Annotated in this window: 14 protein-coding genes; 7 read left to right on the top strand and 7 right to left on the bottom strand. The window is 70.4% G+C overall.

The features are described 5' to 3' along the window. Window positions 1–290 precede the first annotated feature (290 nt). From ACIOVG_RS09875 to ACIOVG_RS09900, 6 genes are read right to left on the bottom strand one after another with little or no spacing between them, the layout of a single operon-like run. Complete coding sequence (locus ACIOVG_RS09875) at window positions 291–587, bottom strand: putative quinol monooxygenase (RefSeq protein ID WP_247628086.1); 297 nt, start codon at window positions 585–587, stop codon at window positions 291–293. A 59-nt stretch (window positions 588–646) separates the two neighbouring features. After that, entirely contained in the window at window positions 647–1,594 is a 948-nt protein-coding gene (locus ACIOVG_RS09880; protein WP_400872268.1) for a phosphotriesterase, read from the bottom strand. After that, window positions 1,591–2,556 (bottom strand): shikimate dehydrogenase, encoded by a 966-nt coding sequence (locus ACIOVG_RS09885; protein ID WP_400872271.1) that lies wholly within the window; start codon window positions 2,554–2,556, stop codon window positions 1,591–1,593. Before ACIOVG_RS09885 ends, ACIOVG_RS09880 begins: the two co-directional genes overlap by 4 nt. Window positions 2,557–2,565: 9 nt before the next feature. Continuing rightward, entirely contained in the window at window positions 2,566–3,519 is a 954-nt protein-coding gene (locus ACIOVG_RS09890; protein WP_400872274.1) for a phosphoglycerate dehydrogenase, read from the bottom strand. Then, window positions 3,519–5,009, bottom strand: a complete 1,491-nt coding sequence (gene xylB / locus ACIOVG_RS09895) for a xylulokinase (protein ID WP_400872277.1) — start codon at window positions 5,007–5,009, stop codon at window positions 3,519–3,521. Before xylB ends, ACIOVG_RS09890 begins: the two co-directional genes overlap by 1 nt. Window positions 5,010–5,018: 9 nt before the next feature. Beyond that, on the bottom strand, window positions 5,019–5,627 hold the full coding sequence (locus tag ACIOVG_RS09900) for a glucose-6-phosphate isomerase family protein (protein ID WP_400872280.1): 609 nt from the start codon (window positions 5,625–5,627) through the stop codon (window positions 5,019–5,021). A gap of 230 nt (window positions 5,628–5,857) precedes the next feature. Between ACIOVG_RS09900 and ACIOVG_RS09905 the strand changes: the two genes are divergently transcribed. Beyond that, a complete protein-coding gene (locus ACIOVG_RS09905) occupies window positions 5,858–6,223 on the top strand; it encodes a VOC family protein (protein WP_247628080.1) in 366 nt (121 codons plus the stop codon). A gap of 24 nt (window positions 6,224–6,247) precedes the next feature. Here ACIOVG_RS09905 and ACIOVG_RS09910 read toward each other — a convergent pair whose 3' ends face one another. Then, window positions 6,248–6,784, bottom strand: a complete 537-nt coding sequence (locus tag ACIOVG_RS09910) for a CGNR zinc finger domain-containing protein (RefSeq protein ID WP_400872283.1) — start codon at window positions 6,782–6,784, stop codon at window positions 6,248–6,250. Window positions 6,785–6,823: 39 nt separating this feature from the next. Here ACIOVG_RS09910 and ACIOVG_RS09915 point away from each other — a divergent pair, with 39 nt between their 5' ends. The 6 genes from ACIOVG_RS09915 to ACIOVG_RS09940 all read left to right on the top strand — a co-directional run bounded on the left by ACIOVG_RS09915 (window position 6,824) and on the right by ACIOVG_RS09940 (window position 13,416). Next, window positions 6,824–7,825: an EamA family transporter gene (locus tag ACIOVG_RS09915; protein WP_400872285.1), complete on the top strand. Its 1,002-nt coding sequence runs from the start codon at window positions 6,824–6,826 to the stop codon at window positions 7,823–7,825. 162 nt (window positions 7,826–7,987) lie between these two features. After that, window positions 7,988–8,830, top strand: coding sequence for a hypothetical protein (locus ACIOVG_RS09920; protein WP_400872288.1), 843 nt, complete (start codon window positions 7,988–7,990; stop codon window positions 8,828–8,830). An 81-nt stretch (window positions 8,831–8,911) separates the two neighbouring features. Continuing rightward, entirely contained in the window at window positions 8,912–9,580 is a 669-nt protein-coding gene (locus ACIOVG_RS09925; RefSeq protein ID WP_400872290.1) for a GntR family transcriptional regulator, read from the top strand. Then, window positions 9,577–11,103, top strand: coding sequence for an MmgE/PrpD family protein (locus ACIOVG_RS09930; RefSeq protein WP_400872293.1), 1,527 nt, complete (start codon window positions 9,577–9,579; stop codon window positions 11,101–11,103). Before ACIOVG_RS09925 ends, ACIOVG_RS09930 begins: the two co-directional genes overlap by 4 nt. A gap of 145 nt (window positions 11,104–11,248) precedes the next feature. Further along, complete coding sequence (gene prpB / locus ACIOVG_RS09935; RefSeq protein WP_400872296.1) at window positions 11,249–12,157, top strand: methylisocitrate lyase; 909 nt, start codon at window positions 11,249–11,251, stop codon at window positions 12,155–12,157. A 68-nt stretch (window positions 12,158–12,225) separates the two neighbouring features. Next, window positions 12,226–13,416: a bifunctional 2-methylcitrate synthase/citrate synthase gene (locus ACIOVG_RS09940; RefSeq protein WP_400872299.1), complete on the top strand. Its 1,191-nt coding sequence runs from the start codon at window positions 12,226–12,228 to the stop codon at window positions 13,414–13,416. The last annotated feature ends 247 nt before the right edge of the window (window positions 13,417–13,663 follow it).

The following is a 13,663-nucleotide window of genomic DNA, read 5'->3' on the forward strand; positions in this document are numbered from 1 at the left end:
GTGGATGAAGAAGCCCCTCACCTTCGGGTGGGGGGCTTCTTCTGTGTGGGGGGTGGTGTGTGTGGAGGCGTGGGCGGGGTTCGGGCGCGCGGTTTGCAGGAGGGGATGCCGGTTGCAGGAGCGGATGCGGGGGTTCGGTCCTGCACGTGGCGGATCGTCCTGCACGTGGGCAGAGGGCGGTGCAGGGGGCTGGGGCCGGGCCAGGCCGCGGGGCGCGGGCCGCGGGCCAGAGGGGCAGAGGGCCGGGCCGAGCCGGGCCGTTGGGCCGGAGGCCGAGCCCGCGCCGCGACTCAGATGCGGCGGAGGAAGGTGAGCTGCGACGAGGGCTCGACGATGAGCTCCTGCAGCGCGGCGTTGAAGGGCACGCCAGCGGGAGAGGCCAGGTGCGCCTGGAACGCCGCGTCGTCACGGTAGACCTCATAGACGAAGAAGCGGTCGGAGTCGTCGACCAGGCGGGTGGCGTCGAAGACGATGTTGCCCTCCTCCGCGCGCACGCCCTCGGCGAAGTCGCGCAGGAGTGCGGCGACCTGATCCCCGGCTCCGGGGCGTGCGGTGAACGTCGCGTGCAGGATGGTCGGCTCGGACATGAGGCTCCTCGTGGTGGCTCGAGCGGGCAGGGGAGGGAGGCAGGGGACGGATGCGGGGGTCAGGACAGCGTCAACAGGCGTGCCGGATTGGTGATGAGCATCCGTTCCACCGCCGCACCGCCGATCAGGTCGCGCAGGCGAGGCAGGTAGCGTTCGCCGAGGTAGGCGAGTCCGGGCATGCCGCCGTAGGCGCTGTACCGCGTGCGGCGCGCGACGTCGCCGCCGAGCACGATCCGCTCGCCGGCACCCCGGTCGACCGCCGCGGCGGTGAGCGCGAGCAGCTCGGCGTCGGAGCGGGTGCGCGGCCGCGCGAATCCGTCGTAGCCGAGGTAGGCGCCGCGCTCCGCGAGCGAGGCATGCAGCCCGGCGTCGGGGTCGCGGTCGGCGTGGGCGAGCACCACCCGCTCTGCGGCCACACCCTCGGCCGCGAGCAGGACGAGCACCTCGTGCGCGGCCGTGCAGAACTCCAGGTGCACCATGATCGCGGCGCCGGTCGCGCGGTGAGCCGTGGCCAGTGCCCGCAGGGTCGTGCGCTCGAAGTCGCTGATGCGCCAGTAGTCGATGCCGCCCTTGAGGATGCCGGCGCGCACGGTCGAGCCGTCCGGTGCCTGGGCGCGGGGGCCGTGCGCTGCGGCATCCGTCTGCGGCATCCCCGCCGTGATCTCGGTGATGAACTGCTGCGCGAGCTGATCGGCGTCCTGCGACCGGGTCGGATGGTGCGCGCCGTAGTGCGCCTCACGGTGGCGCCCGGTCGTCGCCACCACATGCAGGCCGGTCGTGGCACTGATGCGCGCGACCGCCTCTGGATCTCGGCCGAGCCCGAACGGGGTCGCGTCGACCAGGGCGGCGAATCCGCTGTCGCGCAGCAGTCCGGCCTCGGTCGTCGACCGCGTCTCGTCGTCGAGCTCGTCACCCGGTAGGAGCGGGCTGATCTGGAACAGGTGCTCGTGGTAGTTCGTCGGCCCGAGCAGCGTCGGGTCGATGTCTCCGAGGACCGTGCGGATCATCGGCGGGCGAACTCCGCGGCGTCGGCGAGCTGTTCGACGATCTCGGGGGTGAGCTCGAGCTCGAACACGTCGGCGACGACCTGCGACCAGCCGTGGATGAAGTAGCGCCATCCGTCGACCACGTGCAGCGCACGCGCGGCCTCCTGCGCGCGGGCCTGGTGCAGGAACTCCAGCGATCCGCGGTAGTTGAACTCCCACACGACCGCGTTCTCGGGGAACACCACGTCATCCGTCAGAGGAGAGCCGGGGCGGTCCTTTCCGAGGCCGGTGGCGTTGACGATCAGCGAGCCGGCCGGAGCCGCGGCGACGAGGGCGGCTGCGTGCTCCGCGGTGTCGGTGCGGACGTAGGTGATGAATCCATCGGGGGTGCCGTGCTGCGCGTGGACCTCGCGGAGGTGCGTGAGCTTCTCGTCGTCGCGGGCCGTGACGGTGACCTTCGAGGGGGCATCCGCCCGCTCGGCGAGGGCCCAGCTCAGCGCGGTGCCCGAGCCGCCGGCACCGAGGATGACGACCTCCGCTCCGGTGCGGGCGAAGTGGTCCGCCGGCAGGAAGTCGTTCAGGGCGAGATCGACCGTGAGGGGATCCTTGGCGCGTCCGATCAGCCGGTCGCCGCGCTTGGAGATGCTGGAGATCTCGCTGCACGACACGGCGAACGGGTCGAGCTCGTCGAACAGGCCGGATGCCGCGGCGAACACGTTCATCTTGTGCGTGGTGACCAGGGCGCCGCGGTGACGGGGGTCGTCGCGGATCTGCTCGACCATCGCGATGTATTGCGCCGGGGGCGCGTCCATCGGCAGATCGTGTCCGACGAGGTTGCGCGTGGGAAGGCCCAGCACCTCGGCCCAGCGCGGGAACACCTGCATGATCGACGAGGAGCCGGTGCTGACGCCGACGAAGCCCATGTAGTCGGCGGTCGCGGCATCCGGCGCCGGGGGCGCGTCGGTGGTGAGAGAAGAGGACATCGGGGACTCCTAGCGAGCGGTCACGGGGTGGGCGGGCTCGGCGCCCTTGAGCACGGCGATGACGTCGTCGAGCGAGAGGGAGCCCATGTTGTCGACGGCCTGGGTGGTCTGCGCACCGAGGTGCGGCGTGACGATCACGCGGTCGACGAGGTCGGCGGCCAGCAGCGGACTGTGGATCGCGGCGGTGTCTCCGTAGAGCGTGTCGGCGGCGAACCCGGCGAGGATGCCGTCGCGCAGAGCGTCGGCGATCGCCGCCTCCTCGACGAGGTCGCCGCGGGCCGTGTTCACCAGCACCGTGCCGCGGCGCATGCCGCTGAGGCGACCGGCGTCGACGAGCAGCTGACCGCCGGGGGCGTGCAGCGTGATGACGTCGGCGATGCGGAACAGCTCGTCGAGCTCGACCGGCTCGGCACCGTTCGCGCGTACGAGGTCGGCGGGGAGGTACGGGTCGGCCGCGACGATGCGCGATCCGAAACCGCTCAGCCGCTTCGCGACGCCCTGGCCGATGCGCCCGAACCCGACGATGCCGACCGTCGCCGCGCCCAGCTCGCGCCCTCGTCGTACGGACCAGTCGCCGTCGCGCACGCGGCGGTCGCCGTCGGGGATGAAGCGCAGCATCGAGAGCATGAGGCCGACCGCGTGGTCGGCGACGGCATCCGCATTCGCCCCGGGGGTGTTGGTGACCGGGATGCCGCGGCGACGCGCCGCGTCGAGGTCGACGGCCTCGGTGCCCACGCCGTAGCGGGCGATGACCTTGAGCCTGGGGGCGACGGCGAGATGCGCCTCTGCGACTTCGCCGGTGCCCGCGATCCACGCATCGGCGCCGTGGAGCAGGGAGCGGAGTTCGTCGAGGTCGTGGTGGGCCGGCCCGCGCAGGATCCGGTGCCCGGCGCGGCTGGCGCGCTCGACCAGATCGAGGTCGCCGTCGGAGAAGGAGCGGCTGGTGACCAGGATGACGCCCATCAGCGCGACCCGCCGGCGAACCAGGGCGCGAGTGCCGTGTAGGCGTCGGCGAACCGGGCGTGACGCTCGGCGTAGACCGCGTGGCGCCCGGCATCCGGGGTGAACTCATCGGTCACCTCGCTGAGAGCGCGCGCGGCCGCGAAGTCCGCCAGCCCGAGCCCGACCGCGCCCGTGACGGCGGCGCCGAGGCTGTTGGCCTCCTCCACGATCGTGCGTCGACGCACGGGAACGCCCCACACATCGGCGAGCACCGAGAGGTACACGTCACTCTGCGCGCCGCCGCCGACCGCATCGATGCGGTCGATCACGGCGCCGGACGCCCGGAAGGCCTGGATGCAGGTGAACAGATTGAACGCCGTGCCCTCCAGGACCGCGCGCAGGAGGTGCGCCCTGGTGTGGTGGCGCGCGAGGCCGACGAAGGCGCCGCGGGCGTCGGGGTCCCAGAGCGGAGAGCGCTCGCCCAGCAGATAGGGGAGGAAGTACAGGCCCTCGGTGTCGACGTCCGCCGAGGCCTCGGCGGTGAGGCGGCCAGTGTCGGGATGGGCGGGATCGGCCGAGAGGGCCTCGGCGATCCACTGCACGGATGCTCCGCCGGCCTGCATCGTGGCGGTCGGCACGAACGAGCCGGGCACCACGTTGTCGAACGTGAAGGTGCGCATCGCAGGGTCGTGGAGGGGCTGGTCGGCGGCGAACGAGATCCACGACGAGGTGCCCAGGCACACGTAGGCGCCGTCCTCGGGTGCGACCACGCCGGAGCCCACCGCCGCGATGGGGCCGTCGCCGCCGCCCATCACCACGCGCACGCCGGTGTGCAGTCCGAGGGCAGCGGCCGCGGCATCCGTCAGGGTCCCGGCGATCGCGGTGGACTCCCGCACCTCGGGGAACAGCGACGGGTCGAGACGGGCGGCCTGCAGCACCTCGTCCGACCAGGTGCCGGCCTGCTGGTCGTAGGCATTGGTACCCGAGGCATCGGAGCGGTCGGTCGCCAGCCGGCCGGTGAGCCGCAGCACGATGAAGTCCTTCGCCACGCAGACGCGACGCACGCGTGCCCAGACGTCGGGCTCGTTGTCGCGCACCCACATGATCTTCTCGACCGAGTACGTCGGGTTCAGCCGGTGGCCGAGGATGCCGTACGCGTGCTCGGCGCCGAGGGCGGCCTCGAGCTCGCGCTGCTGCGCGCCGGCGCGTGTGTCGGCCCAGATGATCGCCGGGCGCGCGGGCTCGCCGTCGGCGTCGAGCAGCACGGCGCCCATCATCTGCCCGCTCACCACGAGACCGGCGACCGCGCTCGGCGCCGTGTCCGTGCGGGCGAGCAGGTCGCGGGTGGCGGCGACGACGGCCTCCCACCAGTCGGTCGGGTTCTGCTCGGCGATGCCGCCGGCCGCGAAGTGCGCAGGGTAGGGGACCGTGACCGCAGCGATCAGACGGCCGTCGTCATGGTGGAGCGAGGCCTTGTTCCCGGTCGTGCCGAGGTCGTGCGCGATGAGCATGGCCGCAGGCTATGCCGTGGGGGCGGGGGCTGAGTCGGCCGGGGCCGAGTACGGACGCAGGTCGACGGCGCCCTCTGCGCCGCGGTAGGCGCGGGAACCCATGCCGTGATCGAGCACCCAGCCGTAGTCGTGGCCGGCGCCTCCGGGGTAGACCGCGAGGAACGCGTAGGGCTCGTCGCCCGTGTTGACCGAGCGGTGCGCCCAGCCCGGCGGGATGTAGCCGATCGTGCCGGGGAGCATGTCGAGCCATTCGGTGCGCTCGCCGTCGAACATCAGCAGTCCGCCGCGGCCCTTCAGCGCCAGATAGATCTCGCCCTGGTGGTTCGGGTGCTGGTGGCCCTTCGTCATCCACAGCTCGCCGGAGGTGTCGCCCGGCATGATCGTGGTGATCGACTGGGGGAGCTCGCGGTCGATCTCGGGCACCGGCGAGCTGACCACGGTGTACACGACCGGGTTGTCGCCTGCGGATGCCGCAGCCCACGCGTCGCCGTCGAGGAAGAGCCCTTCGAGGTCGGACATCCGCCGTGTGAGCGTGGGTCCTTCGGGGGAGAGCGTGAGCCTCTCGGCGTCGAAGGCGATCGCCATCGGGGAGATCGGCGGGGTGTGGAACTCGGGCATGCGGTGCTCCTCGTGGCGGATGCTGCGGCGCTGCGCAACCTGTAATAACAAGTGAGCATACCTGTTATGACAGGTGCCGTCCAGACAGAAGCGCACATCCGCGCAGACGGCGGTGCGCACCTGCGCGGTGCGCGGCATCCGCTCTGCGCGAGGGGCGTGCGGAGAAGGGGGTTTCGAGAGTCGGAGGGGCGGCGCATACTGACTGCGTCGGTTCGGCGAAAGGGAGCATCATGGCGCACGGAGACATCACCCACATCGACATCCCGGTGAGCGATCTGGGAGCGGCGACGGCGTTCTACAGTCAGCTGTTCGGCTGGAGCATCTCCGAGCCGCCCGGCTTCGAGGGGTATCCCATGTGGCGGGCGCCCAACGAGCTCTCGGGTGGCGGCCTCGCGCCCCGGAGTGAGGGCTTCACGCAGCCCCGCTCCTACGTCGAGGTCGATTCGATCGACGACACGATCGCCGCCGCGCTCGCTGCGGGGGGATCGGTCGCGATGCAGAAGCAGCCCATCACCGAGACGAGCGCCTGGGCCGTGATCGTCGACCCCGACGGCAATCACATCGGATTGTTCGACGGCGTCGTGTCGATGGACTGACCGCGGGTTCCGTCTGCGAGCGGGCTAGGCCTCGGCGCGACGGGCGCGGTAGGCGGCGACGGCGTTGCGGTTCGCGCACGCGGTCGAGCAGTAGCGCTTCGAGCGGTTGCGCGAGAGGTCGAGTGCGAGTGCCTCGCAGGTATCGTCGGCGCACACCGAGATGCGCGAGCCCTCGTCGGCACGGATGACGTCGATCAGTGCCATCGCGGTCTCGATCAGCACGCGCTCCGAGAGCGGACGCTCGTCGGCGACCGCGTGCAGGTGCCAGTCCATGTCGCCGTGGCGCACCAGGTGGGGGGAGAGATGTGCGGCGGCGAGGGCGCGGTTGACGTGCGCGGCCATCTCGTCGCGGGGTGCCAACAGCATGGCGCGCAGGTGTGGACGCAGGTCGCGCAGTGATGCGAGCTCCGCCTCATCGCGGTCGAGACGGCCGGTGTAGGGGAACTCCTCGAGGAACGCGCGCTCCTCGGCGAGGTCGGCGAGCGTGTCGGGATCCTCCGCGGAGTTCACGAGCCAGACGGCGGCCCGGAGTCCTTCCTCCGTGTCATCGGTGAAGATCATGTTGACATCTTACATCCGCCGCGAGTAGCGTCACATGCCATGAGCATGGTGAGCGATGACATCGCTGCGCGGCGGGGCGTGCGCCTCGGACTGCCGCTCGCGATCGGCGCCGCGTTCGCCTTCGGGATGTCGGGCGGGTGGGCACGGGGCCTGATCGACGCCGGCTGGACGCCCGGCGCCGCCGTCACGGCGCGCATCTGGGTGGCGGCCCTCGTGCTGCTGATCCCCGCGATCCTCTCGCTCCGCGGACGCTGGGGCGTGCTCCGGCACAACATCGGCATGATCGCCGCATACGGACTCCTCGCCGTCGCCGCCACGCAGCTCTGCTACTTCCAGGCGGTCGCCGTGATGGACGTGGGCATCGCCCTGCTCATCGAGTACACGGCCCCGATCGCGGTCGTGCTGTGGCTGTGGCTCCGCCGCGGCGAACGTCCCAGCCGCCGCAGCATCCTGGGCGCGGCGATCGCGTTCGTCGGGCTCGTGCTGATGCTCGACATCCTCACCGGCGCGACCGTGAACGGCGCCGGCATCCTCTGGGCGCTCGGCGCGATGGTCGGCGCCGCGACCTACTTCCTCCTCTCCGCCAGGGCCGACACCGGACTCCCACCCATCGCCCTCGCCGGCGGCGGATTGCTGCTCGGTGCGAGCGGGCTCACCGTCGCAGGGCTCGTGGGCGTGCTGCCGATCGCCTGGACCACGGATGACATCACCTATCGCTTCGGCAGCGTGCCGTGGTTCGTGCCGGTGCTGGCGATCGGCCTCATCGCCACCGCGCTCGCGTACATGCTGGGGATCGTCTCGACCCGGATGCTCGGCTCGCGCCTGGCCTCGTTCATCGCGCTGGCCGAGGTCGTCGCCGCGCTGCTGTTCGGATGGCTGCTGCTCGGTCAGCTCCCCGACCTGCTGCAGATGTTCGGCGGCGTGCTCGTGCTCGCCGGGGTCGTGGTCGTGAAGCTCGGGGAGCCTGCGCCGGCGGAGTTCGTGGAGCCGCTGCCGGAGGCGCGCCTGTCGGACGTGGAGCCGGAGGGCACCGCGGTCTGATCGAGGGGCCGCGATGGGTCCTTCTCTCCATCGCGGGCGTTCGGAGGCACCACTTATGCTGGCCTCGGCAGTACGGAGGGGGCGACATGGCAGATGGAGTGGATGGGGGGATCATCACCGTGATCCTGGGGACCTGGATACCCGAGGTGCTCCGAGGATCGGATGCCTGAGGAGCTCACCGAGCAGGTCGCGCGTACGCGCTCGAATCTGCCGACCAATCGCGCGCACATCGATGCGAAAGAGGTCGAGCGCGCGGTCTTCGGCGTCGTCGGGCACAGGGACCTCGCGCTCCGGATCTGGGCGGACGCGAATGAGGCGGCCGTCGAAGCCTGGCGCGAGTGCCGACGTCGGATGAGGCGGGAGTACGGCGCCCGGAGTCCGCATGGCGGCTGGACGGTCCCGGTGCTGTTCGTCGCACTCCTCGCGGGAGCTGTGTCCGCCGCGGTCGCCAGCGGGTTCCGCAGCGAACCAGCGCAGACGGAGGTGCTGCTCGCGGTGCTCGTGGGCTTCCCTGCGCTGGCGGATCTCGTCGTCCTCGTCGTCGCCGGGTGGCGCCCGTGGAACTGGGCCGCCGTGCGCATGCAGATCGGGCTCGCGATCACCCTCGGCGCGGCGGCGGTGTTCCAACTCGGGCGTCCGGAGATGTGGGTGATGCCGCTGGTGATCAGCGGGGGAGCCATCGGCGTGGGCGGAATGGTGCTGGTGCTGGTCGTGCGGGCTGTCCGGCCGGAGGAGAGGACCGAGATCGACGCGGTGATCAACGTCGCGGTCGAGCGCATGCAGCCAGAGCTCGATGCGCGGGCCGCTGAACTCCAGGCCGAGGCATCCGCCGCCCTGGGCGCCGACGACAGCGCGCGCATCGTTGCACTGCGGGCGGCGGTGCTCGCCGATCTCGCCGCTGACGGGATCGTCTTCGAGCCCGTGCCCGCGGCGACGCCGGCTGGCGGGGTGATGATCTCGGCGCTCATGGAGCACTGGCATCCGTACTCGCGGCAGAAAGCATGATCGCGTTCTGAATGTATACGGCATGGGGTAATTGTCAGACCGCAACCCCCTGATGGGCGCCATTGTGTATACACTGAGGGAATGGCCCTTCCCATCGAGCGCACCACGGCCGGTGATCGCGCATACGCGGCGCTGCTCGACGGCATCCAGTCCGGAGCGCTCGCCGCCGGTGTCGTGCTGGGTGAGGTCGAGCAGGCCGAACGACTCGGGATCAGCCGCACCCCGATGCGCGAGGCGCTGCGCCGGCTCGCCGCCGACGGGCTGGTCGTGCAGCAGTCGCCGCGGGTCACGGTGGTCGCGGATCTGGATGCCGACGACATCCGCGCCCTCTTCGAGATCCGCCGTGCGCTCGAGGAGACCTCTGCCCGCCTCGCCGCCGCACGCGGTGATGCCGCGCACTTCGCGGCGCTCGCCGCCGAGTTCGCGCACGTGGACCTCACAGCCGCCGAGGGGCGCGACGCCTACTACGCCCTGATCGCGCGCTTCGATGCGGCTCTCGATGCCGCGGTCGCGAACGACTACATCGCCTCGGCCCTGCGCACCGTGCGCACGCACCTCGTGCGGGTGCGACGCATGGCGCGAGACAAGCCCGACCGACTCGCGGCATCCGCCGCCGAGCATCGCACGATCGCCCAGGCACTCGCCGCCCGCGACGGCGACCTCGCCGCCCACGCCACGCACGTGCACCTGCACAACGCGCTCACAGGCATCCTCGACTCCCTGACAGCCAACCCAGAAGGTGTGAAATGACCGTCACGCATCACGTCCGCGTCCACCGCAGCGACGAGAACCTGTCCCGCGAAGACCAGCTCGCCTGGAAGATCGCCGAGGTCGCTGCCGACCAGGTCGAGGTCGAGCAGCCGGTGGTCGACATGATCATCAACCGCATCATCGACAACGCCGCGGTGGCGGCGGCGTCTCTCACCCGTGGCCCGATCAACGCGGCGCGTGCGCAGGCGTTCAGCCACCCGGTCTCGACGGGTGGCGTGGGAGCGAACCTGTTCGGTGCCGCGCTCGACCACCGCACCAGCCCCGAGTGGGCGGCCTGGGCGAACGGCGTGGCCGTGCGCGAGCTCGACTACCACGACACGTTCCTCGCGGCCGAATACTCGCACCCCGGCGACAACATCCCGCCGATCCTCGCGGTCGCGCAGCACGCAGGCAAGGACGGCCGGGCGCTCGTGCGCGGCATCGCCACCGGCTACGAGATCCAGATGGACCTGGTCCGCGCGATCTGCCTGCACAAGCACAAGATCGACCACGTCGCACACCTCGGCCCGTCGGCTGCAGCCGGCATCGGCACGCTGCTCGGGCTCGACGTCGAGACGATCTACCAGGCCGTCGGCCAGGGCCTGCACACCACGACCGCCACGCGCCAGAGCCGCAAGGGCGAGATCTCGACCTGGAAGGCGCACGCCCCCGCCTTCGCCGGCAAGATGGCCGTCGAAGCGGTCGACAGGGCGATGCGCGGACAGACCAGCCCCGCCCCGATCTACGAGGGCGAAGACGGCGTGATCGCCTGGATGCTCGACGGCAAGGATGCCACGTACGAGGTGCCGCTGCCCGCGGCCGGTGAGCCCAAGCGCGCGATCCTCGACTCGTACACGAAGGAGCACTCGGCCGAGTACCAGGCGCAGGCGTGGATCGACCTGGCCCGCAAGCTCGGCACCGAGAACCCGGCGCTGCGCGACCCCGCGAACATCGCACAGGTCGTGCTGCACACCAGCCACCACACGCACTACGTGATCGGCTCGGGCGCCAACGACCCGCAGAAGTACGACCCCACGGCGTCGCGCGAGACCCTCGACCACTCGATCCCGTACATCTTCGCGGTCGCGCTGCAGGACGGCGGCTGGCACCACGTCGACTCCTACGCCCCGTCTCGCGCGGCGCGGCCCGACACGGTCGCCCTCTGGCACAAGATCACCACGGCCGAGGATGCCGAGTGGACCCGCCGGTACCACTCGGAGGACCCCGACGTGAAGGCGTTCGGCGGCCGGGTGGAGTTCCGCCTCACCGACGGCTCGACCGTGGTCGACGAGATCGCGGTGGCGGACGCGCATCCGCTCGGCGCCCGTCCGTTCGCCCGCGAGAACTACATCGCGAAGTTCCGTCTGCTCGCCGAGCCGGTGCTGGAGCCCGCCGAGATCGAGCGGTTCCTCGCGCTCGTGCAGCGCCTGCCCGAGCTGACGGCCGCAGAGGTCGGCGAGCTGTCGATCGTCGCGAAGCCCGGCCTGCTCGAGGCCGCCCCGGCGCCGTCCGGACTGTTCTGATGTCGGCGCGGATCGGGGAGCTGTTCACAACTCCTCAAAGATCGGCGTGCAGCGCGCATGATCCGCGTGATCTCGTCGTCGCTCTCCTCGTAGGCAGTGATTCTTGCGGAGTTGTGAACCGAGCCGCACCGAGAGGAGAGAACTGATGCTGTACTCCACCACCACCCCGGCCGAGAAGCGACGGCTGTTCCGCGAACGGCTCGCGAGCGGGGAGCTGCTGCGATTCCCTGGTGCGTTCAATCCGCTGAGCGCCCGCCTCATCGAGCAGAAGGGCTTCGACGGCGTCTACATCTCCGGCGCCGTGCTCTCCGCCGACCTCGGGCTCCCCGACATCGGCCTCACGACCCTGACCGAGGTCGCCGGTCGCGCGAAGCAGATCGCCCGCATGACCGACCTGCCCGCGATCGTCGATGCCGACACCGGCTTCGGTGAACCGATGAACGTCGCGCGCACGATCCAGGAGCTCGAGGATGCGGGCCTCGCCGGCATGCACATCGAGGACCAGGTCAACCCCAAGCGCTGCGGGCACCTCGACGGCAAGAGCGTGGTCGACGAGGACACGGCGGTCAAGCGCATCCGTGCCGCCGCCGACGCGCGCCGCGACGAGAACTTCCTGCTGATGGCGCGCACCGACATCCGCGCGGTGGAGGGACTGGGCGCCGCGATCGACCGTGCCAAGGCGCTGGTGGAAGCCGGGGCGGATGCGATCTTCCCCGAGGCCATGCGCACGCTCGACGAGTTCGAGGCCATGGCGACCGCGCTGGACGTGCCGATCCTGGCCAACATGACCGAGTTCGGCAAGAGCGAGCTGTTCTCGAGCGCGCAGTTGCAGAGCGCCGGAGTGCGGATCGTGATCTGGCCGGTGTCGCTGCTGCGCATCGCGATGGGCGCGGCGGGCCGTGCTCTCGATACTCTGAACGACGAGGGGCATCTGACCTCGAAGCTCGGCGAGATGCAGCACCGCGCCGATCTCTACGACCTCATCGACTACGAGTCGTACAACCACTTCGACTCCGGGGTCTTCAACTTCACACTCGAGAACAACGGTCGCTGAGTGCCCTCTCGCTTCGCGGACCCTGTTCGAGGAGCGCAGCGACGAGACGAAGTACACGAAGGAGTGACATGACCGAGCCGGACATCAAGAAGGGCCTCGCGGGCGTCGTCGTCGACACGACGGCGATCTCGAAGGTCAACCCCGAGACGAACAGCCTGCTCTACCGCGGCTATCCCGTGCAGGAGCTGGCGGCGACGCAGTCCTTCGAGGCGGTGGCGTACCTGCTGTGGAACGGCGAACTGCCCACACCGGAAGAGCTGGCCGCGTTCCGGCTCACTGAGCGGCAGCACCGCGCCCTCTCGCCCGAGGTCAAGGACGCGATCGACCGGCTGCCCCTGGACTCGCACCCGATGGACGAGGTGCGCACCGCGGTGAGCGTGATCGGTGCGATCGAGACCGCGGGAATCGCCAATGTGCTCGATGCCGTCGGCACGCCGGAGGAGAACCAGGAACGCAGCCTGACGCTGTTCGCCGCGCTCCCGGCGATCGTGGCGTACGGTCAGCGCCGTCGCCGGGGACTCGACGCGCTCGAGCCGCGTGACGACCTCGACTACGCCGCGAACTTCCTCTGGCTCACGTTCGGCGAGGAGCCCGACCCGGTGGTGGTCGATGCGTTCAACCGCTCGATGATCCTCTACGCGGAGCACTCGTTCAACGCCTCCACGTTCACGGCCCGCGTGATCACGTCGACCCTCAGCGACCTGTACTCGGCGGTCGTCGGTGCGATCGGCGCGCTCAAGGGCCCGCTGCACGGAGGCGCGAATGAGGCCGTCATGCACATCTTCGACGAGATCGGCACGGCCGACCAGGTCGAGGGCTGGCTCGATGCAGCGCTCACCGAGAAGCGCAAGATCATGGGCTTCGGCCACCGCGTGTACAAGCGCGGTGACTCGCGGGTGCCGACCATGAAGGCCGCGCTGGACTCGCTCGTCGCGCATTACGACAAGCCGGCCGTCGGGGAGCTGTACGACAGGCTCGAGAGCGAGTTCGTCGGGCGTAAGGGCATCTACCCGAACCTCGACTACCCCTCGGGTCCGGCGTACAACCTCATCGGCTTCGACACGCTCACCTTCACTCCGCTGTTCGTGGCGGCGCGCATCACCGGATGGACCGCGCACATCATCGAACAGCAGGCGTCGAACGCGCTGATCCGCCCGCTGTCGCTGTACGACGGTCCGGACGAGCGGCACATCGACGAGTACGAGCCCGATACCGCGGCGGTCGAGGTGCTCGAGCGTCCGGAGGAAGCAGCCGGCTGAGCATCCGCTGACGCCGTGGCGAAAGGGCCCCGATATCGATGGATATCGGGGCCCTTTCGCCACCTGAGCGTCGACGCTGCTGGTTTACAACGTCGTAAATTTGCCTTGACACCGGAATATCGGCGCGACATGCTGTCAGGCAGCGGTGTTACGACGTTGTAAATCTGCTCTCCTCGCGGCGTCGTGATCTCGCGAAGGACTCGGCTCCTCGGAGCACGGTCCGCACCGTGCGCGGTTCTGCGCGCGG

This window comes from Microbacterium sp. NPDC087591 (assembly GCF_044743625.1).
Lineage (GTDB): Bacteria > Actinomycetota > Actinomycetes > Actinomycetales > Microbacteriaceae > Microbacterium.

Bases quoted from the DNA above. Each gene is read 5' to 3' on its own strand.
- ACIOVG_RS09875 (WP_247628086.1), bottom strand. From the start codon at position 587: ATGTCCGAGCCGACCATCCTGCACGCGACGTTCACCGCACGCCCCGGA.
- ACIOVG_RS09880 (WP_400872268.1), bottom strand. From the start codon at position 1,594: ATGATCCGCACGGTCCTCGGAGACATCGACCCGACGCTGCTCGGGCCG.
- ACIOVG_RS09885 (WP_400872271.1), bottom strand. From the start codon at position 2,556: ATGTCCTCTTCTCTCACCACCGACGCGCCCCCGGCGCCGGATGCCGCG.
- ACIOVG_RS09890 (WP_400872274.1), bottom strand. From the start codon at position 3,519: ATGGGCGTCATCCTGGTCACCAGCCGCTCCTTCTCCGACGGCGACCTC.
- xylB (WP_400872277.1), bottom strand. From the start codon at position 5,009: ATGCTCATCGCGCACGACCTCGGCACGACCGGGAACAAGGCCTCGCTC.
- ACIOVG_RS09900 (WP_400872280.1), bottom strand. From the start codon at position 5,627: ATGCCCGAGTTCCACACCCCGCCGATCTCCCCGATGGCGATCGCCTTC.
- ACIOVG_RS09905 (WP_247628080.1), top strand. From the start codon at position 5,858: ATGGCGCACGGAGACATCACCCACATCGACATCCCGGTGAGCGATCTG.
- ACIOVG_RS09910 (WP_400872283.1), bottom strand. From the start codon at position 6,784: ATGATCTTCACCGATGACACGGAGGAAGGACTCCGGGCCGCCGTCTGG.
- ACIOVG_RS09915 (WP_400872285.1), top strand. From the start codon at position 6,824: ATGAGCATGGTGAGCGATGACATCGCTGCGCGGCGGGGCGTGCGCCTC.
- ACIOVG_RS09920 (WP_400872288.1), top strand. From the start codon at position 7,988: ATGCCTGAGGAGCTCACCGAGCAGGTCGCGCGTACGCGCTCGAATCTG.
- ACIOVG_RS09925 (WP_400872290.1), top strand. From the start codon at position 8,912: ATGGCCCTTCCCATCGAGCGCACCACGGCCGGTGATCGCGCATACGCG.
- ACIOVG_RS09930 (WP_400872293.1), top strand. From the start codon at position 9,577: ATGACCGTCACGCATCACGTCCGCGTCCACCGCAGCGACGAGAACCTG.
- prpB (WP_400872296.1), top strand. From the start codon at position 11,249: ATGCTGTACTCCACCACCACCCCGGCCGAGAAGCGACGGCTGTTCCGC.
- ACIOVG_RS09940 (WP_400872299.1), top strand. From the start codon at position 12,226: ATGACCGAGCCGGACATCAAGAAGGGCCTCGCGGGCGTCGTCGTCGAC.